The 22,512-nt window shown below is 44.3% G+C and carries 17 protein-coding genes; 7 read left to right on the forward strand and 10 right to left on the reverse strand.

All coding sequences use genetic code 11. From position 1 onward, the window contains the following. The first annotated feature begins 17 nt into the window (after positions 1–17). The 5 genes from DB520_RS13255 to DB520_RS13275 all read left to right on the forward strand — a co-directional run bounded on the left by DB520_RS13255 (position 18) and on the right by DB520_RS13275 (position 7,703). Positions 18–1,232 carry a BamA/TamA family outer membrane protein gene (locus tag DB520_RS13255; RefSeq protein ID WP_232834960.1) on the forward strand — a complete coding sequence of 405 codons (1,215 nt, stop codon included), beginning with the start codon at positions 18–20 and terminating at the stop codon, positions 1,230–1,232. After that, positions 1,232–4,249: a glycosyl hydrolase gene (locus tag DB520_RS13260; protein ID WP_114750193.1), complete on the forward strand. Its 3,018-nt coding sequence runs from the start codon at positions 1,232–1,234 to the stop codon at positions 4,247–4,249. The genes DB520_RS13255 and DB520_RS13260 overlap by 1 nt, the downstream gene beginning before the upstream one ends. Then, on the forward strand, positions 4,230–5,474 hold the full coding sequence (locus DB520_RS13265; protein ID WP_232834961.1) for an MFS transporter: 1,245 nt from the start codon (positions 4,230–4,232) through the stop codon (positions 5,472–5,474). Before DB520_RS13260 ends, DB520_RS13265 begins: the two co-directional genes overlap by 20 nt. Before the next feature lie 4 nt (positions 5,475–5,478). After that, positions 5,479–6,966, forward strand: a complete 1,488-nt coding sequence (locus tag DB520_RS13270) for an L-fucose/L-arabinose isomerase family protein (protein WP_114750194.1) — start codon at positions 5,479–5,481, stop codon at positions 6,964–6,966. Between the two features lie 305 nt (positions 6,967–7,271). Next, positions 7,272–7,703, forward strand: a complete 432-nt coding sequence (locus tag DB520_RS13275) for a hypothetical protein (protein WP_198675329.1) — start codon at positions 7,272–7,274, stop codon at positions 7,701–7,703. Positions 7,704–7,908: 205 nt separating this feature from the next. Here DB520_RS13275 and DB520_RS13280 read toward each other — a convergent pair whose 3' ends face one another. The 7 genes from DB520_RS13280 to DB520_RS13310 form a co-directional block, all read right to left on the reverse strand. Beyond that, on the reverse strand, positions 7,909–9,288 hold the full coding sequence (locus DB520_RS13280; protein WP_114750195.1) for an NAD-dependent epimerase/dehydratase family protein: 1,380 nt from the start codon (positions 9,286–9,288) through the stop codon (positions 7,909–7,911). A 290-nt stretch (positions 9,289–9,578) separates the two neighbouring features. Then, the gene (locus tag DB520_RS13285) at positions 9,579–11,669 is read right to left on the reverse strand and encodes an alpha/beta hydrolase family protein (protein ID WP_114750196.1); all 2,091 of its coding nucleotides are present in this window, start codon (positions 11,667–11,669) and stop codon (positions 9,579–9,581) included. Between the two features lie 92 nt (positions 11,670–11,761). After that, positions 11,762–13,135: a Gfo/Idh/MocA family protein gene (locus tag DB520_RS13290; RefSeq protein WP_114750197.1), complete on the reverse strand. Its 1,374-nt coding sequence runs from the start codon at positions 13,133–13,135 to the stop codon at positions 11,762–11,764. A gap of 68 nt (positions 13,136–13,203) precedes the next feature. Next, a complete protein-coding gene (locus DB520_RS13295) occupies positions 13,204–14,079 on the reverse strand; it encodes a sugar phosphate isomerase/epimerase family protein (RefSeq protein WP_114750307.1) in 876 nt (291 codons plus the stop codon). A gap of 43 nt (positions 14,080–14,122) precedes the next feature. Further along, entirely contained in the window at positions 14,123–15,328 is a 1,206-nt protein-coding gene (locus tag DB520_RS13300; protein WP_114750198.1) for an alpha/beta hydrolase family protein, read from the reverse strand. A 90-nt stretch (positions 15,329–15,418) separates the two neighbouring features. Beyond that, the gene (locus DB520_RS13305) at positions 15,419–16,690 is read right to left on the reverse strand and encodes a dienelactone hydrolase family protein (protein ID WP_114750199.1); all 1,272 of its coding nucleotides are present in this window, start codon (positions 16,688–16,690) and stop codon (positions 15,419–15,421) included. Positions 16,691–16,701: 11 nt separating this feature from the next. After that, the gene (locus tag DB520_RS13310; protein ID WP_114750200.1) at positions 16,702–18,105 is read right to left on the reverse strand and encodes a putative oxidoreductase C-terminal domain-containing protein; all 1,404 of its coding nucleotides are present in this window, start codon (positions 18,103–18,105) and stop codon (positions 16,702–16,704) included. A gap of 304 nt (positions 18,106–18,409) precedes the next feature. Between DB520_RS13310 and DB520_RS13315 the strand changes: the two genes are divergently transcribed. Together DB520_RS13315 and DB520_RS13320 are read left to right on the forward strand one after the other, a co-directional pair. After that, the gene (locus DB520_RS13315) at positions 18,410–19,432 is read left to right on the forward strand and encodes a LacI family DNA-binding transcriptional regulator (protein WP_114750308.1); all 1,023 of its coding nucleotides are present in this window, start codon (positions 18,410–18,412) and stop codon (positions 19,430–19,432) included. A 65-nt stretch (positions 19,433–19,497) separates the two neighbouring features. After that, complete coding sequence (locus DB520_RS13320; protein ID WP_114750201.1) at positions 19,498–20,910, forward strand: tagaturonate reductase; 1,413 nt, start codon at positions 19,498–19,500, stop codon at positions 20,908–20,910. A 131-nt stretch (positions 20,911–21,041) separates the two neighbouring features. Here the strand turns inward: DB520_RS13320 and DB520_RS13325 are convergent, their stop codons facing one another. The 3 genes from DB520_RS13325 to DB520_RS13335 form a co-directional block, all read right to left on the reverse strand. Next, positions 21,042–21,236, reverse strand: a complete 195-nt coding sequence (locus tag DB520_RS13325; RefSeq protein ID WP_198675330.1) for a hypothetical protein — start codon at positions 21,234–21,236, stop codon at positions 21,042–21,044. A gap of 282 nt (positions 21,237–21,518) precedes the next feature. Then, positions 21,519–21,836, reverse strand: a complete 318-nt coding sequence (locus DB520_RS13330) for a hypothetical protein (protein ID WP_157972072.1) — start codon at positions 21,834–21,836, stop codon at positions 21,519–21,521. Positions 21,837–21,870: 34 nt separating this feature from the next. Then, on the reverse strand, positions 21,871–22,422 hold the full coding sequence (locus tag DB520_RS13335; RefSeq protein ID WP_114750203.1) for a CPBP family intramembrane glutamic endopeptidase: 552 nt from the start codon (positions 22,420–22,422) through the stop codon (positions 21,871–21,873). Positions 22,423–22,512 lie beyond the last annotated feature (90 nt).

The raw sequence follows: 22,512 nt of genomic DNA on the forward strand, positions 1-22,512 counted from the left end.
CCAAAAACCCAAACTAAATGAGTAAAGGCACAACCGCTTTCACTTACTTATTTTTGATTTCTTGCTTTTTCCTAGGCTCCTTTTCTGACCTCCGAGCCCAGGAGAAAAAAAAGAAGGAAAAAAAGGTCTCCATTTTCCCTATGCCCTTTCTTTCTGCCAACCCCACCGCCGGATGGGTTTTTGGGGTGTCTCCTTCCTTCAATTGGACAACCGGAAACCCGGAAACCACCAGCATGTCCACGGCTCTTGGCATGGTTTTATTTACCACGAAGAACCAATTTTTCACCTCACTACGGTCTAATTTTTTCTTAAAGGATGATTCTTGGGCATTGCTTGCGGATATAAGATATAACAACAACAACCAGCCCACATTTGGATTGGGATCGGGAATCGCTTCACTGGATCCCTTGGGGGCCCAGGCCGTGGGCAGATTGGAACCCAAGGAAGAAAGGATCTACTTCAGCCAGTTTCGATTTTACGGTACTGCTTTGAAACGTGTTCCCAATACCCGTTTTTTTTACGGTATGGGCATTATGGTCGACCGAATGTTTGATATATGGGACGATGCCTTGGACCTGGATGCCGATCCCATTAAAGATTCCTTCCACCACCACTACCAGTATCAAAAAGGAATGAACATAGACCAGTATGTCCAATCGGGCTTTTCATTGAATGCCATGTACGATAGCCGGGACAATGTGGCAAACACCTACAAGGGAGAGTTTGCATGGCTCTCCTTTCGACCTATGCCTCAATTTATGGGAAGCACTACCAACAGTTCCCAACTATGGGCAGAATACCGGAAATATTTTACCCTGAACCCTGAGCGGCCCAGGCATATTCTGGGGCTTTGGTCCTACGGATGGTTTGTCACCCATGGGGACCTACCTTACCTTTTTCTTCCAGCCCTGGGTTGGGACATGTTCAACCGGTCGGGGCGCCCTTATACTTTTGGAAGGTTCAGGGGGGAAGATGTGGTTTACAACGAAATAGAATGGAGGTTTCCTCTTCAAAGGAACAAGGATTTTATAGGTGGCGTGATTTTCCTAAATGCTACAAGTGCCAGCAATAGGAACGAAAATGTCTCACTGTTCCGACACATTCATTTCGGATATGGCGCAGGGTTGAGGTTTTTGGTACTTCCTTCCAAAAGACTTAATCTTGGTATTGACTATGGATGGGGAGCTCATGGAGCTTCCGGGTATTTTATTAATTTATATGAAACCTTCTGATGGAAAACATAGGTAGAATTTGTTTTAAGACCTCGCTAAGCGTTTTTACTCCATTACATCTTTTGGCTATCCTCCTCATTGTATCGGCCTGCGAATCCGAAATTGTCCCTGAGTCCAAAAACCTCGACTCGCTAAAGGAAGGGTTTAGTAGCCCTCCACCAGAAGCTAGACCAAAAGCTTATTGGTGGTGGCTCAATGGATATGCCGACACCTTGCGTCTGAAGCAGGAGCTGAATGCCATGCAGGCAATGGGAATCAGTGGCTTGGATATCTTTGAGATAGGGACTACCGCATACAGCAATCCCGGTGGCATGGTACTCCCCGGCCCCGCATTTATGAGCAAGGCATCCCTGGATGATATCGCATTTGCGATAGACGAAGCCCAAAAACTGGAAATGGAAATAGGCCTTAACCTTGCAAGTAGCTGGAATGCGGGAGGAAGCTGGATTGGCCCTGAACATGCCGCTAAATCTTTGTTTTTCTCCAAGACTACAATCCAAGGACCTCATAATGGGGAAATAGCATTGCCCATGCCCGATTTTCCCAACAGCAGCAGTAAGCAGCTCACCAGTGTGCAACAAAACCTGTATAAGGCAGACGGTACTCCAAAATTCATCCAGGAAGTGGCTGTTTTGGCCATACCCTCCGGAGAAAAAACCCAACTGGATACGGCCAACATCCATCTTTTAAATCAACACCTAGCAGACGGCAAACTAAACTGGGAGTTTCCGGCGGGAAAATGGGACGTGTACAGGTACGTTTGCAGTAACTCAGCGGAGCGTCTGAAGTTACCCAGCCCAAATTCTGACGGACTCATCATTGATCATTTCGACGAGAAGGCAACTGTTTTTCATTTCGGACATTTTGTGGACAAATTGACCCAGCGTTTAGGAGATTTGAAACAAAGTGCGTTGACCTATTTTTATCTGGCCAGCTATGAAGCAACGGGATTTGTATGGACCCCCAAACTCCCACAGGCATTCGAGGATTCCTATGGCTATTCCATGCTCAAGTTTCTGCCAATACTTCATGAAGATCAATATGGGGCTTCTAGCTTGGCCTCCGGATTTCTTCATGATTACCGTAACACCCTTTCTGATCTTATCATTAACAACCACTACAAAAAAGGAAGTGAGATTGCCAACCAACATGGCCTGCGCCTCATTTCCGAATCCGGTGGGCCGGGCCCCCCACTGCACAATGTTCCCGTGGAAGCTTTGGGAGCATTGGGAGCCCTTGATGTTCCTAGAGGGGAATTTTGGTACAAGCACCATAGGTATGATGAAGACAGTATTGACCTGCTACGAGTGGTAAAAGGCCCGGGTGCCGCTGGTAACATCTATAGAAGGCAACCCGTGGAGATGGAAGCTTTTACTAGTTTTCACCATTGGGAAGAGGGCCCCGGTGATATCAAGTCCGTTGGAGACAGGGCATTTTGTGAAGGCATGAGTAAGGTAGTCTTTCATGGGTCCAGCCATAATCCAAGCAGGTTTGGAAACCCCGGTATTGCCTATCACGCCGGAACGCATATCCATGACAAAAGGGTTTGGTGGCCCATGGCCAAGCCCTTTATGGAATACCTCGGACGTGTCTCTTACATGATGCAACAAGGACGTTTTCAAGCAGATGTGCTCTACTACCATGGAGACCGGGCTCCCAACATAGTGCGCCCAAAAAACGTGGATTTTACCGCAGGAATAGGCTATGACTACGAAGTGGTTAATACTGAAATCCTGCTGGATGAGGTAACCTGTGTAGATGGAAAAATCCATATACCAGGGGTAGGAACTTACAGGCTGTTGGCCCTTCACCCGGAAGAACGGATGAACCCAAAGGTCTGGGAGAAATTGCTGGAATTAAGGGAGCTAGGAGGGATCATTGTGGGTGAAAAACCAGTGGGCAAAGCAGGACTGGGAATTTCCACTTTATCCGAAAAAGAAATGCTTGAACAGATGGAGGAGAATTGGTTGAAAATAGGAACGGAAGAAATTCATTCCGCCATTGAACAAAAAAAGATCTTGGCAGGAGTTTATCCCCAGCAAGTACTGCAGGCATTGGCCATAAAACCTGATTTTACCTCACAATCCCTTTCAAAAAACAGTGCGGATAAACCATTGATAGACTTTATTCATAAGGCAAAGGAAGATGTGCATTATTATTTTTTGAGAAACAGCTCTGACTACCCTACCACCCAACTTTGTGATTTCCGGCAATCCGGCCTAAGTCCTCAGCTTTGGGATCCGGTTTCCGGGGAATTTTGCCCCTTACCGGTTTTCAATATCCAAGGGGAAGTTACTACCATTCCGCTTTCTTTCGCGCCCTTTCAATCCTTTTTTATCGTTTTTTCAAACGGGAATCCTCAAGGCCCTACTTTTAAAACAATGGAAACCCATGCAGATGACATTCCATTTTTTCAGTACAACCCGCAAGGCCTCCTCATAGAAAGCGAGCAAGAAGTTAGCTTTCATAATGAAGGCCAAACAGTCGCTTTTACCAAAAGTACTAACCCGTTTCAACTTGAAGAGGGAGACTGGGAATTGACATTTCCGGAAGGACTTGGTGCCCCCAAAAAGGTAAGCCTGCCCCGTTTAACTTCTTGGACGGAAAATGATGATCCTGGAATCAAGTATTTTTCAGGCATCGCGACCTATGACAAAAGTTTTACCTATCCAGACTTGCATAGCCTTGAAAAGGGCAAACGTATCCTGTTAGACCTAGGTGAGGTGGAAAAAGTGGCAGAGGTTTGGTTAAATGGCCAAAACCTTGGAATTACCTGGACCTATCCCCACACCTTTGAAGTGAGTGAAATTTTAGTGGAGGGTGAAAATAAACTTACCGTAAAGGTGGCCAACGTCTGGGCCAATCGTATCATCGGAGACCATAAAGAAGGCAACTCCTATACGGAGACCAACATCGTTAGGGTGAGAGGTGAAGCTTGGGAGACCATTCCCTTAGTGGCCTCAGGCCTATTAGGGCCTGTCTCTCTTAGCCCCTTACATGAACTTAGGCCAAACTGATATGGTGAAAACTGGGAAAGATTGGAGATGGTGGGTGGTAGGAATGCTTTTTTTGGCCACGGGTCTCAATTTTTTGGACAGGCAGGTTTTGTCCATTGCCATCATCAAAATCCAGGAGGAATTCCATTTCAGTGATATCCAATATGGTTGGTTAAACACAGCCTTTTTGATTAGCTATGGGCTCATGTTCACCTTGGGAGGTAGACTGATAGACCTTGTAGGTGGTAGACTGGGACTGGCCTTGGCAGTTGGAGTTTGGTCTGTGGCCAATGCCTTGCATGGCCTTGCCAACAGTTTCCATCACCTTGTGGGATTTAGGTTTTTGTTGGGTATGGGGGAAGGAGCCTGCTTTCCTGGAGCTGCCAAAAGTGTGTACGAGTGGTTCGATAAAAAAGAACGTGCATTTGCCAATGGTATCGCCATAGGGGGAGCAGCCGTAGGTGCAGTAGTGGCACCGCCGCTCACCATTTGGCTTACCAATATGTATGGGTGGAGAAGTGGGTTTATCATTCCCGGTTTTCTGGGATTGATTTGGGTAGGCGTCTGGCTGCTATTTCCTAAAAGAAACTACGACCTAAAACCACCAACCATAGGAATAAGGGTAAAGCCCGCAGCTTTTAGGGAGCTTTTTCGGTTAAAAGCCACCTGGACATTTGTAGCCATTCGCTTCGTGCTTGACCCGGTGTTCTACTTCATGATGTTTTGGATCCCAAAATACCTCAATGAAGAAAAAAAGGTGAGTTTTGAATTGATTGGTGATATCTTTTGGATTCCATTCTTTGCATTGGGAGTTTCCAATATCCTGGGGGGCTATTTGTCGGGACTTTTGATCCGCAAAGGACTTCCACTGGACCACGCGAGAAAATGGGTGATGGGGGTGGCAGCAGTTTTGACCATGTTCTGCCCCCTTATTGATATCATAGATGCCGTATCCGTAGGGATTGCTCTAATGGCTTTGCTGATGCTTGCCCATGGTTTCTGGATCACCAATTATATCACGGCTATCTCAGACATGTATGGGGAAAGGGCCACTTCCACCGTGGTGGGACTATCCGGAACGGCTGGTACCCTGTCGGCTTTGATCATAAATCCGCTTATAGGCCTAATTGTCTCCCAATATAGCTATACCCCCTTATGGATTGCCTCAGGATTACTTTATCCTCTGGCATTTGTACTTTTGCTTACCCTCATACCTCAAATCAAACCCATAGCATTCAAAACCTAAGATTATGGAATACGCACAAGAAAAAAACGGAGTTCCCCAGTTAAAGCGCTTAACTACCACCCGCCCTAGGATAGGGGTATTTGGCGTGGGTTATTTCAAATATTGGAACCAATTCGAGGGCCTTCTGGAAGATCTTTTGGCCAAACAGGAAGAGTTCGTAAAGAAAGTAAACCAATCTGATGTAGAACTATTGGATTTTGGCATGGTGGACAGTGCGGAAAAAGCCTATGCCCTTTTACCAAAACTGTTAGCGGCCAATTTGGACTTGGTGTTTTGTGATATGCTTACCTATGCCACTTCCAGTACCTTTGGGGTCTTGGTGAAAAGCCTGGAAATCCCAATAGTCCTTGTGGCTTTGCAGCCGGACAAGGCCATGGATTACCAGCGGGCCTCTACGTACATGCAACTCTATAATGATGATATTTGCAGTCTTCCAGAGTTTGCCGGCGTGGCAGTGAGAATGGGTAAGCCTATGCCTGAAATGATCATAGGTACCTTACACGATGACCCCGAATCCGACAAGTCAATTGCCGAGTATTGTCGGATTGCAGCGGTATTAAGTACCTTAAAAAAGGCAAGGATTGGCCATATTGGCCATCCTATAGAAGCAATGCTGGATATGCATACCGATGCCACCATGCTTACCAGTTTTTTTGGTGCACATGTGGTACAATGTGAAGCCCATGAAATTGTAAGACCTTTCCAGGATGTTCCCCCTCAAGAAGTTCAACACTATAAGTCCCTGATATTGAAATTTTTTGATACCCCTGACCCCGTGTCTGACCCCATTTCAGAAAAATTGAGGGATGCTGACTTGGAAACTGCCGCAAAGGTAGCTGCGGGGTTGAAAAAGTTTGTGTCTGAAAGGAATTTGGATGGCCTGGCATATTATTATGAAGGGCAGCCGGGAACTGTTACCGAACAGGTAATGTCCAACCTGGCAGTGGGAAATTCACTGCTTACAGCTACGGGCTTCCCCATGTGTGGGGAGTCGGATTTGAAGACCTGCGTTGCCATGATGATCATGGACAGGTTGGGAATTGGGGGAAGCTTTGCCGAACTGCATCCAGTGGATTTTCTTGAAGGGTTTGTCTTGGTCGGCCACGATGGGCCACATAATATCGCCATCGCAGAAGGTAGGCCTATTTTGAGAAGCCTGAAAAAATACCATGGAAAACCCGGATTTGGTGCGGGGGTAGAATTCAAAATCAAAGAAGGGCCCATCACTATATTAAGTATTGGAAGCACCTACGAAGGGAAATTCAAGTTTGTGATTGCAGAAGGAGAATCCGTGGCGGGTCCCATACCTGCCACCGGTAACACCAATACCCGGGGATACTTTAAACCTGATATAAGAAGCTTCCTTCAAAATTGGGTAAAAGCTGGCCCCACCCATCATTTTGCCTTGGGTGTGGGACACCATGCCCACACCTTAGTGAAAATCGCCAACTACCTGAAGGTCCCTGTTGAGGTGGTGACTCCGCATTCGTAAGAAGACAAATAGTGATAGGGGAAAGGCCATCTTCAGAATTTGGCTAACCATCTTAAACCTCAATTTCCATCAAAAGAACAATACGATTCTTTTGTACCACCATATCAAATGAGTTCCACTTAAAGTTCATTTTCCCACTCAGAGGCTAACATGATGTAATAGTACTTTCTAAAAGTAAGTATTACTAACTAAATAAGTATAATACATTTTTTTAATATACTTTACTAATTAATAAAACCTTTTACTTTTTATACCGTTATTATTACTGTTAGTCTTCAAATTTTACCATCTAACTATTTTGAATCATGAAAACGCTACTTGAAAAATTCGCTTCATTGTTGTTGACACTAATTATGGTTGTTGCATTATTTAACCTTGCGAACGCCTCTTCCAACAATCCCAATAACTTGTTGTTGCCTGTGGAAAAAAAAGGGAAATATGCAAAACTTGATGTGAGTACCCTTCCTATGGATAGGGAAATAACCGTAAGGGTAAGGGATGATATTGATAGATTAGTGTATGAATTCAAGGTGAAAAACACTGGTCAGAATCATGTGTTGGTTGATTTCAACCGCCTTAAACCTGGTGCTTATTCCTTAAATTTAATTAGGGGAGATAAAGACGTGGTGAGAAAGCACCTTCACATTCATTGGAACAAAGTGGCAGTTAGTGAGGTAATATCCTTAAGCAGGGATATAGGTCAGGAAGATCGTTTTCCCTTGAATTTGCTTAGGTAATCCTGGGTAAAGATATAAACCAAAATGATCTAAGTCCATATGGCATCTTCCCATATGGGCTTTTTCTTTAAAAAATCAATAAAGCCTAAAAGGAACTACCATTACTCGATCCGCCAATTCCTCTTTATAAAGTTTTAATAGTCACCAGGCGGAAGGTTTTACACTTTCTGGAATCCCTCTTTACCAGTGTAGCGCTAGATGCCCTTCACCCTTCATATTTTTTCAGGTATTTCCCGAATCGGTTCATCACCCACAGGTGTAACCTTGCCTGGGTGTTTACATAGATAAACCAAGGGATCTTAGGGACAAACTCATGGATGGCCGAAATCATGTACTTACCTTGAAGTACCGAACGAAATTCCAGCCACCCGTAATCCACCCTGCCTACCAACCATCCTCCGCTGATATAAAACAGTTGACGTTTTTCATCACTACGTGAAGGTTCCAAGGTCAGTTGTAACATTGGCCGCTTGGTTTTCCATAGAAAAACACTCACCGTGCCCAATTCATTTTCCTTGGCGTGGAGAAAAAAACGGAAAAAGGTGGGGAGCCATACTTTATACCTATTTGCCACCCAAGGTGCTGACCTTCTCTGGTGATTGGGTAACCGTTGTAGGCTTCTAACGGTGTTCTTTTCCTTTTCAGAGGGGTTGAAAGTGGGCATTTTGGGCTGATCAGTTTCCTCCAACGCTATCTTGGCAGCCTCTTGATAGGTTTGGTAGTTGAGGTCCTTTTCCTTGAATGCCAGCTTCTCGGAAACGGTCATGGTATGTTTCAGGCTTTCTATCAAAGGGGACACCAGTTGGGTGGGGCTTTCTCCAAAAAAACCCACCCATAATTTGGACAAGCCCGGAGAAAAAAACGGGACAGAAAAAATATACCTCTTCTTTCCCATGACCTCGGCCGTTTGAATCAGCATTTCTTTGTAGGTCATTACTTGCGGATTCCCAATTTCAATGGCTTTGCCGTACACTTTTTCATTGCCTAGACAAGAATCTATTATGGTAAGGGTATCCTTTAGGGAGATGGGCTGTGTTTCTGATTCTGTCCATTTTGGACAAATCATAACCGGTAGTTTCCTGACCAGGTTTTTCATCATGTCAAAGGAAGAGCCCCCAGGACCCACAATGATGCTTGCCCGAAGAGCGGTGAGGTTGGGGGTTCTGCTACTTAGCGTTTCCTCCACCTCCAACCTACTTCTCAAATGCCTAGACCAATCTTTGGGTTCACCCTCCTTGGGCATAATGCCCCCAAGGTAAATGATTTGCTTCACCCCGTTGGCTTCCGCCGCCCTGGCAAAGTTATCCGCCAGGATAAGGTCAGTGTCCTCAAAGCTTCCCTGGTTAAGCCGGGTTGAGGCACTCATAGAATGTACCAAATAGATGGCATAATCTACTCCTTTGAGCGCTTCTGTGGTCGAACTTATGGAATACAGCTCCACCTTTCTCCACTCCGTTTCGGGGATGGGGTTTTCTTTTACCTCCCTTCTGCTAAGTCCAATGATATGGTATTTTTCCTTAAACCTATCTATAAACCACATACCGATATAACCGGTGGCACCTGCAATGGCAACTTTCTTTTGCATAAAAACAGTGATATATACACCAAGTTAAGCAATAGCCTTGCCCAAATGTTTTGATAGGGAGGTTATTTCGGTAGTATGGAATTACAGCTACTACCTCAGGTATCGGTATCTAAACCAGTTTTAAAATCCTATTTTTGAAGGAAGGAACTTGGTGGATAGGGTATTTTTTTATACCTGGATTGTCCATTTAACCTGCACCATAAAGTCACACCTTAAATTTTGCGGAATTTGCTTTAATTATCCTAGCTATCATAGCTCAAAGCAACTTTTGGTGTCAAATAGCCGAAATACTATTCTCTCATCCATTCCAACAAAGATACATCTGCCGCTTCTTCGGACCCTGTCGCTTTTATGCGTTCCGGTTCCAGACTTGGGAATTCCTTGACTAGGGAACCCTCTCCGAAAACAAGAGGATTACGTTCCTTTAAATTTTCCATCAACTGCGGCAAGTCATAGTTGCCCAAGGAGCCCGCTACGGTAAATGAAACATCCATAGGTGAATAATTAAAATCTTCCACCACAGACTTAAAGGAGGTCATGGGTGCTACAAATGCCACTTTTTTAATCCTTTTATCAAAATTTGCAGCGTGCAATAAAACCGAAGACATCTGTCCTTTGCCCAGCCCAGCTACCATTTCCATTTTTTCTTTGTGGTGGAGGTTATCCACCAACCTGCTCACATCGCCTGCCTGTATACCCACAATACTCCTCCCGATCAGCATGGCCCCGAACCAAAGATTATAACTAAACCCTTCGAAGTTGGCGTCTCCCTTAAAATCACTTTTTCCCATCTCCCCGATATTTAACAAATCAGGTGCTAATACCATATGGCCCTCCTTGACAAGTTGATCCATAGGGCCTTCCACTCCTGCATCCAAAGCCTTATCCTCTGGATCCAGGTAAAGCAGGGCTTTACCTGATTTCTGTTCCGGTCGAAACAGCAAGAAGGGAAACCAATACCCCCCTTCCCCCTGCATCAGGTGCTTTTCGATGACATAACCATCCCGTTGATGCCAGCCTACCAAAAATGTCTCCGCCTCCTTCTCAGGTGCCCGATAGCCTGCCAATTCCTTCACTTTTGCCAAATCCAACTCCATCTGTGGGTCCAGATGCTCTAGTCGTTCCTTGTTCAGGTCAAAAATCCGTTTTGCATCGGTATAGGAACTGAGCACCTGTCCTTTGGCAGTAACTTGTAGGTCTTCTTTGGAAAGGGTGTCAATGTCCTGGTCTTTCACCGTACCCTTGTGGCTCAGGTGGGTATTAAAAAAGGCATACATAGCTTCTCGGTTTTTAAGGGTAGAGCCATGGCCCATATCGTCCTCTACCATTAAAAAGTTGTTTTCTGCACTATAGGCCTGATAGACCCCCTGCACCTCACTGGCGGTTTCCCTGGCCCCCTGAATATTAAAAATATCCCTACTTGTAGTAATCATCATATTGGGCTTTGGTGCACGCACCAGCAAAAGGTCAGGATGGTCCAGTCCTTTTTTTATTCCCCTCATAAAGTTTTGTTCTGCATCCTGAGGACCATGGGTCAGCATCAGCCGTCTAAAATTGGTGATATAGTTTTCAGGTGCAGCGGCGTATATCCGCTCGTCCACTGCGGCGATATAAGAGGATTGGGTTCCCCCACCAGACCTTCCTGTAATACCAATGCGATCAGGATCCACTTCTTTCCGGGTCAAGAGATAATCCACAGCCCTGACCCCATCCCAAATCATATGCATGGCTTGGGTGCTCCCCACGATGAACCCCTGTGCCCCGGGATACGAATGTTGCTTGGTAGGGCCACCAATTGTGGGTTTTAAGGTCTCCGGATCATAGTATTCCAGTCGCTCGCCTTGCCCCACAGGGTCAAAGGCAAAAACCACATAGCCTTTTTTCACCAGGTTCAAAATCACGTGCTGATAAGTAAAGCTTCTATATGCCTCCAGGGCATGCCCACTACAATAAATAATCGTTGGGGCAGGTCCATCGAGGTTTTTGGGAATAAACAGCGTGGATGACATATAAAACCCAGGTTGGGATTGAAGCACAATGTGCTCCATGGTAAACTCCCCCTTGTCCACTTTTCTGGTGATCTCCGGCTGCAGTGGTGTTTTTTCGGGAAAAGGGCCAAGTACTTCGTTCAAGGTGGTCTTGATAAATGCTTGCCTTTCCTTCCATCCCTGAAGACTGTTTATGGCATTAATTTTTTCCTCTCTTTCATCCAAAAGTGTCATTGCTTGTTGGCTCAGATGTTTATATAGGGCATTGTGGCCGTCCGTATAATTCACCCAATGCGATTGAATCACTTTCAGGTCTTCCTGAGCAGAAAGGGGTAAAACCATTCCAAAAAGTAAAATGGAAATTAGGAAACTTTTGTGCGTAAAGGAGGGCATGGGAATATTGGGTTAGTCCTAAAAAAAGGCTTGTCTATCCCAGAGTTACAATAAGATAAACAAGCCTTTAATTTTTTATCAATTAATTTAATTTAAACCTGATCAGGTACCACATAGGGTGGCCGGCTTGGTCTGGTCAAAAGGGTGTCGGCTTCCGAGTCATTGGAGAATTTTTCGTATTCCCCCATGATATTCAATCCTCGGTTTAACCGGTAAGAGATATTGGCCATCAAGGGAAGTGCTGAAGAGTAATGCCCCTCCCTAACGTCACAATGCAATGCATAACGATCTCCTTTTCTTACTGCATCCAAGAAGTTGGCGTAATGTTCAGAGCCTCCAGGTGCTGCTAGGACATTGGATCCGCCACCACCGGAGGGCTTTTCCTTGGCAGATTGGGCAAAGGGTTCTTTTTCATCCTTTTTATAAGCCTTCCAGGTGCTGCCATTCAATTCCAAGTAGCCATCTGTGCCATAGAAAATATTGCCAATTTGAATTCCCAGATGGGATTCCCCATTGGTGTACCTTCCACGGGTTTCAAACTCCAGCATTTTTCCATCCGCATATTTAAAGACAGAAGTTTGTGTATTCGGGGTTTCCTGCGAACATTCCTGAGGGGTCATGCCATAAATTCCACCAGTGGAGTACACCTGCATGGGATGCTCATTCTTGTTTAATCCCCAGCGGGCAATGTCGAATTGGTGAGGCCCCTGGTTGCCGGTATCCCCGTTTCCGGTATCCCAATGCCAGTGCCAGTTGTAATGGCCTCTTTTCTCGTTGTAGGCCCTATACGGAGCTGGCCCAAGCCAAAGGTCATAGTGTAGGTTTTTTGGAGCAGCGCTGTCTTTGGCTATACCAAAGGAGTTTCTTGGCTTATAGCAAAGTCCCCTAGCCATATATACATCCCCAATTCCCCCATCATGTAAGAATTTCATAGCCTCCATGACATTGGCTATGGAGCGGTTTTGAAAGCCCACCTGCACGATTTTGTCGTATTTTCGAGCTGCCTCAATCATTTTGCGCCCTTCAAACACATTATGGCTGGCGGGCTTTTCAATGTAAACATGTTTTCCAGCTTGACAGGCCCAAATGGTACCCAGCGCATGCCAATGGTTGGGAGTGGCGAAGGAAACAGCGTCTATTTCCTTGTCTTCAAAAACCTTGCGCATATCATAGGAGGTTTCCGGCTTGTCCCCGGTCTGGTCCTGCACCAACTTTACCTTTGATGCCCAGGTTTCCTCATCCACATCACAGAGGTTTTTGATAACTACGTTCCTGCTTTCTTTCAGCTTACAAAATTGGTTGATATGGTTGGTGCCCTGTCCGCGTATTCCTATCACAGAAATATGCATCCTATCATTTGCTCCTAAAATTTTTCCATAGGACTTGGCACTCATCGACATACCAGCTACAGCTATTCCGGCACTTCCCATCAAGCTCTTTTTAATGAAGTCTCTTCTTTGTGTCATACGTATATTGAAATTGAATCTATTGTTCTCTTTTTTCTTTATCTACTATTGTCAATCCATTCTGCTATTCAAACCCGGCTCATCATTTCGTTGAAAAGTTTCTTTTCACGGTTCATTGCCGCTATTTTATCCGCTGGGTCACTATGGGCCTCGAGTAGAATCCACCCCTTGTAGTCTGCACCACGGAGCAAACCAAAAAGTTTCTCAAACGGATATTCAGTCTCACTAAAGGCACGACAATGGGTGGTATCGCCTATCCATTTTTTTACCATGTTGAAGTTAGCTTCCAAGCCAGGGTCCTTGAGATCCGTATCGTTGCTATTCCAGCAAATCACCACATTGGATTCTGTCACCTGATCAAAGATTTCCTTCATGACGGGAAGTTCTTGGGTGATCCTTCCATGCACCTCCACCCTGATCAGCTGTCCAAAGTCCTGTGCGTATTTCCCCACCTCATTTAAGGAGGAGGCAATTTGGGCGATGGTCTTCTCCCTAGACACCCCTTCCGGAAGTGTGTTTGGCTTCACCTTAAGCCCAGTAGCCCCAATGTCTTTGCACAGTTCTATGTAGGCCTTGGTGCCTTCTATGTTCTTTTTGAGTTCAGCGGGGTCAGGACTATGGTACTCGTAATTACTCCCATAACCTACACAGGTCACCCTGCTATCCTCAAATCTTTTTTTCACTTTTTTCCTTTCCCTTTTGGAAAGATCGGTTTCCACGCCATGTGCATGCTGGGTCCTCAACTCTACGCCTGTATAGCCGGTACGCTCACAGGCAGCTATCAGGTCTGGCAGGGTCATGTCCTTTCCCCATTGGTAGGTCACCAGTCCCAGCTTCATTCCATGATTTTGGGCAAATAGGGAAGGCATCTGGATAGCACTTACAGCCGCACTGGCAAGTAGTCCTTTTTTTACAAAATCCCTTCTGGTTATTGGGTTTCTCATTTGTTTTATCATTTATGTGAATTTGTTTTTTACTTTAACTCGCCTATTCCCACTTCACTTGATCGTTGTGGGTGACCCCATCTTCAGGATACCTGTTGATGATATCAAAGATGTATAACGTTTCCTGCCGCTCTATCACTATATCATCTTCCAATAGGTCTCCATTTTCAGACATTGCCTTACTGAGATCCAGCCCTAGATGTTTGGCCAGAAAAGGATAAACTGCCTTTCTTTTGTTTTCATCATAATCGTGCTGATCATCTGGCAGATGTACATATTCTACATTTTCCTCTGCACCCATAAGTCCATAGATATGCCTTATATGTGGATATTCGACCTCAGGGGTGTTTTTGGTCCAATCATTTCCGGTGGATACCAAAAGCATGGGCCTGGGTGCAGCCAAGGCGGCAATCTCCACATTGTTAGTCTGGAAATCATGGGATTTGTGGATTTGCATACCGCTTTCGCACACACACCCTCCAAAGAAATGGGCAGAAACCATTACTACAGGTACCGACACGCTGATCCTTTCATCAATAGCGGCCAATAAAAAGGATTGAGTTCCCCCACCAGAAGCACCTGTAATGGCGATTTTCTCAGGATCCACCCCCTGGCTGATTAGGAAATCCACCCCCCTCAAACTGTTCCAGAGTTGTTGCTTTAGGGCTTTGGGATGTTTATGCTCCCATCCAATGTCTGCCATTTCCCCATATCCCACAGCATCATAAGCCCAAACCACTGCACCCATTTTAGCTAATGAAGCAAAGCGCATTTGAGCGTCCTCTCTATACCTACCTGTATTTCCGGGCTCATCAAAATGACCATGCGGACTCAATACGCCAGGCAAATTGAGAATCCGGCCGTGAGGTTTATACAGGCTACCGGTAACATATACACCGGGTAGCGTTTGTATGGCATAATTGGTAACTGAATATCCCTCATACCTCCTAGTTCTACCTTGAATGGGTTCCAGGTGATATCTGGAAGGAAAATCCATGAGTTCGGAACCCCTAAGAATTTGATTTCTGATTTTTGTGGCTCTCTTCTTCCACTCTTCTTCAGTCTGGTATTCAGCCTTCCTATTTTTCAGAAACTCAGCCCCTTCCTCCTCTGTCCAATGGGCTCCAACACAAAGCATCTCCGAATCTGGATCAACGGATTTCTGCCCCAACACCTGCTCAGGAATGCAAATAATCAAAAGCCCAAGCAATATCAAACTGAAATTGTGATAAACGGTCTTAAAGATCATGGCTTTAGGAAGTTAGTAAATGAGTTCTTAAGATACAAAATCCTTTTAACCCAAACTTCAGATTTGTAAAAATATACATCTTGCCAATGTTCATGTGCTAAGCCATTTATCCAACCAGGCAAAAGCTTCCTCCTGCATGGCGATGTCAAACTTATGTGGCCCTGGATAGAAACTGCATTGGAATTTCTCCTTCGCGCCTGCCTTGGTAAATATTTCCTCCAAAATATCCCTGGCCTTTTCCATCTCCGCTAAGGTGTATAGCTGGTCTTCACTGTCATTAAGCACCATAGTGGGAAGGGGCAGTCGCAACCCCAATATTTCAGGAAAATCCAATTCCTGCGGCAATATGGGAGCATAGGTCATCCAGGTATGGGTATGGGATTTATTAAGTAAAAAATCAGTCCAGGTACTCATAAAACCCACACAAACCGCACAGGAGATACGGTCATCCAATCCCGCAGTCATCACCGTACGTAAGCCGCCTCCGGAGAGTCCCCCACATCCAATTCTTTTTTCATCCACATCAGGTCTTTCACAAAGAATGTCTAAGGCAATATTGTCTTCTGCAAAAAACATCCCCGGCCAGGTAGTGCCCCCACAAAAAAGGGATTTGGCCATGACATGCTCATGGTTGGACGCCCAGGTGTTATAAGCATCTATATACTCCGTAGAGCGGTCATCCTGTTCCGGTAAACCCCTTCTCATATGTTCAGGAACCTCCTCGGGCAACACCCTCCTACTCCCAAATGTAAAGGCATCTGGGATCATTACCACGTATCCTTTTTTAGCAATTTCATTGGCCCAGGGCCTATCTTCGTAGTACCTTTCGAATGCCCCTTCTATGACCTCATGGTGCCTATCGGAAGTCCTGGCAATCTTTTCTTTTCCAAAATACTTAATTCCGCTATGGCAATGAAATGCCAGGATTCCGGGTAGTTTTTCCGGAGCATCCAAGGGCTTTAACACTATGGCCTCTGTGGGTCTTCCATAGGGCAACTGCCAACTTATTTCCTCTACCTGCAATCCGTCATAGGTATAGGTTTTATGCACCGTAACCTCCGGGGCCGTTCCTAGGTCAGGTACACCCAACCTTTCTATGGCCTTGGCCCTAGCCTGTTTTTTCCAAGCAGAAATATCCTTAAAGCTGTCTTTTCGAAAGGACAGGGAAGGAATTTGTTTATTGTACAAACTATTTACCCATGGGCCATAAGGCCCAATGATGCTTTCACCTTTCTCCTCAGTAGTAGAAAAATCAGAAGGAAGGCCAAAAGGAGTTGCTGTGAACCCCATGCCGGAACCGGCCAACATACCCAATCCTGCTGCCCCACCCTTCTTGATAAATGATCTTCTGTCCTTTCTCATAGCCCATTCATTTATTCCTTAGCCATCTCTAAAGCCCTGGTAGTCACGTAGTATTTGGCTATCATGTTGGGCACCTCCCAATCCGGAAGCTTGCCTTCGGTAAGGTATTCAATATACTTTTCGGTGACTTCCCTGAAGTGGTCCTCATGACTGGTTCTGAAGTTTTGGGGAATCTCTACCCTCCAGGAATTTTCCCCCGAAACCTTGGATACACCAAGTCCTTGGTATTTTTCTTTCAATTGTTCTACCGCATCCTTTACTTTCTGTTCAAAATCGGAGGGGTTTCCTACAGGCTCGATGTAAAGTTCGGGTATATATTTCTCCTTTTCATCCTGTCTGATGACTAGGTTGGCATCGCTACCTCTCATTATGGAATAGTGGGTGTCTGCAGAACCTTCTGGTGCCACGTAGTTCCATATCACAGAAACTTTTGCATGCACACCATTGATTTTGTAGTTGATTTCACCATTCCCATACACCTTGAGAATGCCGTCCTCGATATAAGAGTCCAGGTAAGATGGGTATTCTTTGAGGCCTGTGGATTTTTCAAATTCCTCAAGCGTAAGGTCTGTGGCCCACCTGGAAGCTTCCAGCATTTCAATATCATTTTCATAATCTATGATTTTTCCAGGAAAACTTTCCCACTGTACCAAATCTACTAAATGCGTGGTCACATCCACTATACCCTCTCCCTGTTGGGTAACATCATAAAACCAAGCCGGTCGCTGTAGGGGTTTTCCCGATACCGTTTTATAAAAATGGTGAACACTTTCCTTTGTTATTGCCGGATCCTCCAAGCTTCCTTCTTGAAGGGTACCAAATACGGATGAGATCTGGGAGAATTCCTTCTGAAGCAAAGTGGTAATCTCAAAACGCTCTGTCATGATATCAAACAGAAGTACCTCGTTTTTTTCTGCCTCCTCAAATGCTGTCTTTAAGGTATTAAACCCTTCTTTGTCTATGGCCATGGGTTTATCGGCCAATACATGAAAGCCCGCCTTTACTGATTCTAGAATATTTTGGGTCTTGTTGCGGTTATTACCTGCGGTAACCATCACATTGCCCTTTTTTTCCTTTACCATCCGTTGAAGGAAATCACCACCGGAATAAACCTCCATCTCCCAATTTGTGGGGTCCTCATCCCTTGTATTATAGGACTCAATGGCTGATAGGTAGGCTTGTAAATCCGGTCCGGCTGGCGCATAAACATACACTTTGGGATCCACCTGTGGATAAGTGGATTTTTTAACCAAATGAGCATGGAAATGACCAGGATCTAAAGTGACCAATTTGATCTCATTTTCTTGACCCGAAAAGGTTTTGGATATTTCTTCTTCCATGGTTTTTTCGTTGGAACATGAACTGGATAATACACAAATGATTAGACTGGGGATAAACCAGGTAGAAAGCTTCATATATGTGAAGTTTTGGGTTAAGGTTGAAACAAAAACGCGGAAAATCCAGCCTTTCTTCTCTAGAAGGTATAGAAATGCCGATTTTACACAATGGGCTTAAAGTTAAAGAAAGAAAAGTAAGAATAAAACAGATTTGTGCGCAATCGATTGCATATAAGGATAATTATTCCTATAATTCACAAATTTTTGGTAATTGTTGGTTCTTGGTCCGGGATTTTACTTCCTAATTAGGACCTTCAACATCAAAAATTGGAGCTATCAGTCACCTTTCCACTAAAATAAAATGTGGGAAACCCATATTATTATGAACAATAAGTCAAAAACGACGATACATGACATCGCCAATAAATTGGGGATCACAGCCTCTACTGTATCCCGAGCCCTAAACAATCACCCCAGGATAAGCGAAAACACCAAAAAACTGGTAATTGATGCCGCAAAGGAAATCAACTATAAGCCCAACCAGATCGCCGTGGCCTTGCGGAATGGCAGAAGTAAACTTATTGGAATCACCGTACCTACCGTAAATCGAAACTTCTTTTCCTCTGTAGTAAGGGGAATAGAAGCTTATGCCAACGACAGGGACTATAAAGTGATCATAAGCCAATCCTACGACGATTACGAAAAAGAAAAAGAAACCATCAATGCCTTATTGGATGCCAGGGTAGATGGGATCATGGTCTCCATAGGTAAGCAGACCAAAGACCTATCCCTCTTTCAATCAGTTATCAATAGGGGGATCCCATTGGTGTTTTTTGACAGGGTAAACCATGAGCTGCCAGTAAGCCAAGTGGTAATCAATGACAGAAAGGCGGCCTATTTAATTACCAAACACCTCCTCCAGCAAGGGTACCGCAATATCGCCCATTTCACAAGTGCCACCAAAATCAATATTTATGCGGAAAGATTGCAGGGTTATCTGGAGGCATTAACGGAATACGGAATAGAAATAAACCCCGAATTGATACTGGAAAGCAATATGCAATTGGAGGATGGCAGGAAAAGTGTTCAGCAGCTTTTGGATAAAGGCATGGGATTTGACGCTATTTTTTCATCGAGTGACTATGGAATTGTGGGAGCTATGCAAGTATTGCGAAAATACAATGTCAAAATCCCCCAAGAGGTGGGATTAGCCGGATTTGGAAACGAACCTTTTACCGAATTTACCTCACCAGCCCTCACCACTGTGGATCAGGTGAGTATTCCTATGGGGGAAGAAGCTGCAAAGATGTTTTTCGATCTGATGGAAAAAGACCCCTATCAGAAAAACCCGAAGAAAATTGTACTTGAACCAAAAATTATCATAAGAGAATCTACACTTAGGTAAATACTGGTTGACTTTCTTCACAATTCCACATTTTGTTTTATCGCTTAATTCTTTTAAAATACTTTATGGAAACCCTAAGCAGAGAAGATTTACAACACAGACAAAAGAGGCCCATCAAAGTCCTTCAATTTGGAACCGGAAATTTCCTTCGTGGCTTTGCAGACTGGATGATAGATGTAATGAATGAAAAAGGCCTCTTCAATGGAGACATACAGATGATACAAGTGCACGGAAAGACCCCCCCTACCCAAATAGAAAGGCAAGGGGGTTTGTACCATCTATTGACACGAGGTTTCAAGAATGGCAAAACCGTGGATGAAATCCGACTTATTTCCAGTGTGCAGGGTGCCACAAACCCCTACCTTGATTTCCAGGGTTTTTTAGAACTGGGTAAACTTCCTGAGGTGGAATGGATCATATCCAACACCACGGAAGCGGGGATTTATTTTGAGGGCAAAGACAAATCCCCAGAGGTAACGCCGGAATCTTTTCCTGGAAAACTTGCCGCCATGCTTTATACAAGATATCGGTTTTTCGAAGGTGACCCCGATAAAGGGCTGCATGTCCTACCCTGTGAGTTAATAGAAGAAAATGGGGATAAACTAAAGGAGATCACCCTACGGTATGCCAAACATTGGGAGTTGGAGACAACCTTTAGCGACTGGGTTGAAAAAAACGTGAAGTTTTACAATACATTGGTTGACAGGATAGTGCCGGGTTTTCCACAGAAAGATGCAGATGCCATCTTTGAAAAAACCGGATTCGAAGACCAGTTAATAGTGATGGCAGAGCCCTTTCACTTTTGGGCCATTGAGGCACCTGAAAGTTTAGGGGAAAAATTTCCTGCTCATAAACTAGACTTGGATGTACTTTTTGTGAAGGATTTACTGCCCTATCGTACCCGAAAAGTCCGTATCCTCAATGGGGGCCATACTGCTATGGTACCTTTGGCATACTTGCGTGGCCTTAGGCTGGTGAAAGAAGCCGTAGAGGACAGCTACATGCAGCAATTTTTGATGGAGGCCATCCATGAGGAGATTATCCCTGCATTGGACCTGCCCCAGAAAGAGCTGAAAAAATTTGCAGACGACGTTGTGGAAAGGTTTAGGAACCCGTTTATAGATCACCAATTGAGTGCAATAGCGCTCAATTCCATTTCCAAGTTTAAGGTGAGGGTTTTACCCTCTATGTTGGATTACATCAAGAAAAAAGAGGAAATGCCCAAAAGACTCGTACAGTCTATGGCTGCTCTTTTGGTCTTTTACAAAGGGAATTATAAAGGCGAAACTTTACCTTTAAAAGATGATGCTGTCATCATCAACTATTTTGATAAGCTATGGAAAGCAAAAGACACTGAGGAAGCAGTCTTAGATGCTATGGGAAAAATCACTTTTTGGGATCAAGATCTTACATTAGTACCTGGTCTCAGCAAAGCAGTAACCAAGGAGGTCAAACTCCTGCTCAAGGAAGAGGAATAATCCTATTTTCTTTTCAATAAAAATAGAACCCCACATAGGCCTCGAATTCAATCACCTATGTGGGGAATTTTTCCGTCCCTTACCATTACAAACATAAAAAATGGTTTACCCCTATTTCCTGCAAACCTCACTCATATGGAAAGTTCCTTTCCCAATTGCTCTAGGGTTTTGTTTGAGATGGTAAACCCATGCCAAAGTGCGTCCAGTTGAAAAAGCTGTTGAACGGATTTTTCCACTCCGGAAATTACGGCTGTATCAAAACCGAACAAAAACCCACCAAGGGCATTAATTAAAGACCAACTAAAAACTCTGTTTGTACTATTCATAAATTCCAGGCATTATTTAAAACTATGAATGAATTTTTCAAAAGTAGGGTATTTGTTATACTTCTTCCGATTTTAACATCTTTCCAGTCCCCCCTTCAAATTGGGCCTCCTATAAATCACTCGAAGAGAGGTTTCCTGTGGCCATAAACCTCAGAAAAAACTTTGTCCACTTTATTTACCTTCACTTGGAAGCCCTCAATCGTAAATCGCTGATCATAGGTTTTAGTGGGTGCACCTAATGTTTAGAATTACAGGTGTTAATGGTCCACTTTCTTTTACCTTTTAAAGTGGAACCCTAATACCAAAATGCAGGCTGGTATGGCTACCTATATAACCCGTACCTGAAATTCGGTATGTACCTGGTTTGCTTACCATGATTGTTCCACTTTCCTCCAAGGCTGCTTGTAGGGCTCTCATGTTCTCCATCCCATTGGCAAAACTTAAAAAACCAAAGGCATGTGCGTCAATTATCCCAAATCCAGGACTACTTTGGGTAGGCGGACAGTAGGAGACTGGAATAGTGCAAAGCCCTATTAGGAATAAAAAGGATATGATAAGGTTTGGAATTCTCACTGAAATTCGCATTTGGGTAATTTGCATAAAGATTTTGTGTTTATTGAAGGACATACGTCGGTTAAATTGATGGTTTATACACCAAAAAGCTGATTACAATCCAATCAAAAATCGCATGAGCTGTTATTGCCGACCAAATACCAAACTCTTCAAACAACCAGCCGAAGACTGCAATCACCAGTACCATTTGGACCCCATATACACTAATCCTCCAATTATAGGGATTTAGATAACCATGCAAGGCGACAAACAAGAAAGAGGTGAGCCAAAGCCCTAATAGTGGTTGAAGGCCAGCTCTGAAAAAAAGCTCTTCACCTATTCCCGCACACAGGGATACGAATACTATGGAAAAAAAGCTCCAGTTAAACTGGCAAATTAGATCTCGGTAAAACCTGTATTCCTTTGCAAAAAAAGGCCGGGTAATCCATCCCAAAGCTAGGCCTGCTGAGGCCCCTCCTACCAAAACACCAATCGTAACCTGAAAATAGATCCCAACTCCTTCCTGTAGAACTCCCCAAAATTTTACTCCCTGAATAAAGGTAACAAAGACAAAGCCCAAGCCTCCAAAACCAAGTAGCGTGCCTATACCTAATAGGAAAATCTTTTTAGACATTGTTGAAAATCCTTAGCATTTCTATAATTTTAAAAACGTTATCCACAAAACCAGCATAACCAAATTATGAGTTCACCAGCGCTGCCGAAA

The sequence above is a fragment of the Pleomorphovibrio marinus genome (genome assembly GCF_003347495.1).
Classification (GTDB): Bacteria; Bacteroidota; Bacteroidia; order Cytophagales; family Cyclobacteriaceae; genus Pleomorphovibrio; species Pleomorphovibrio marinus.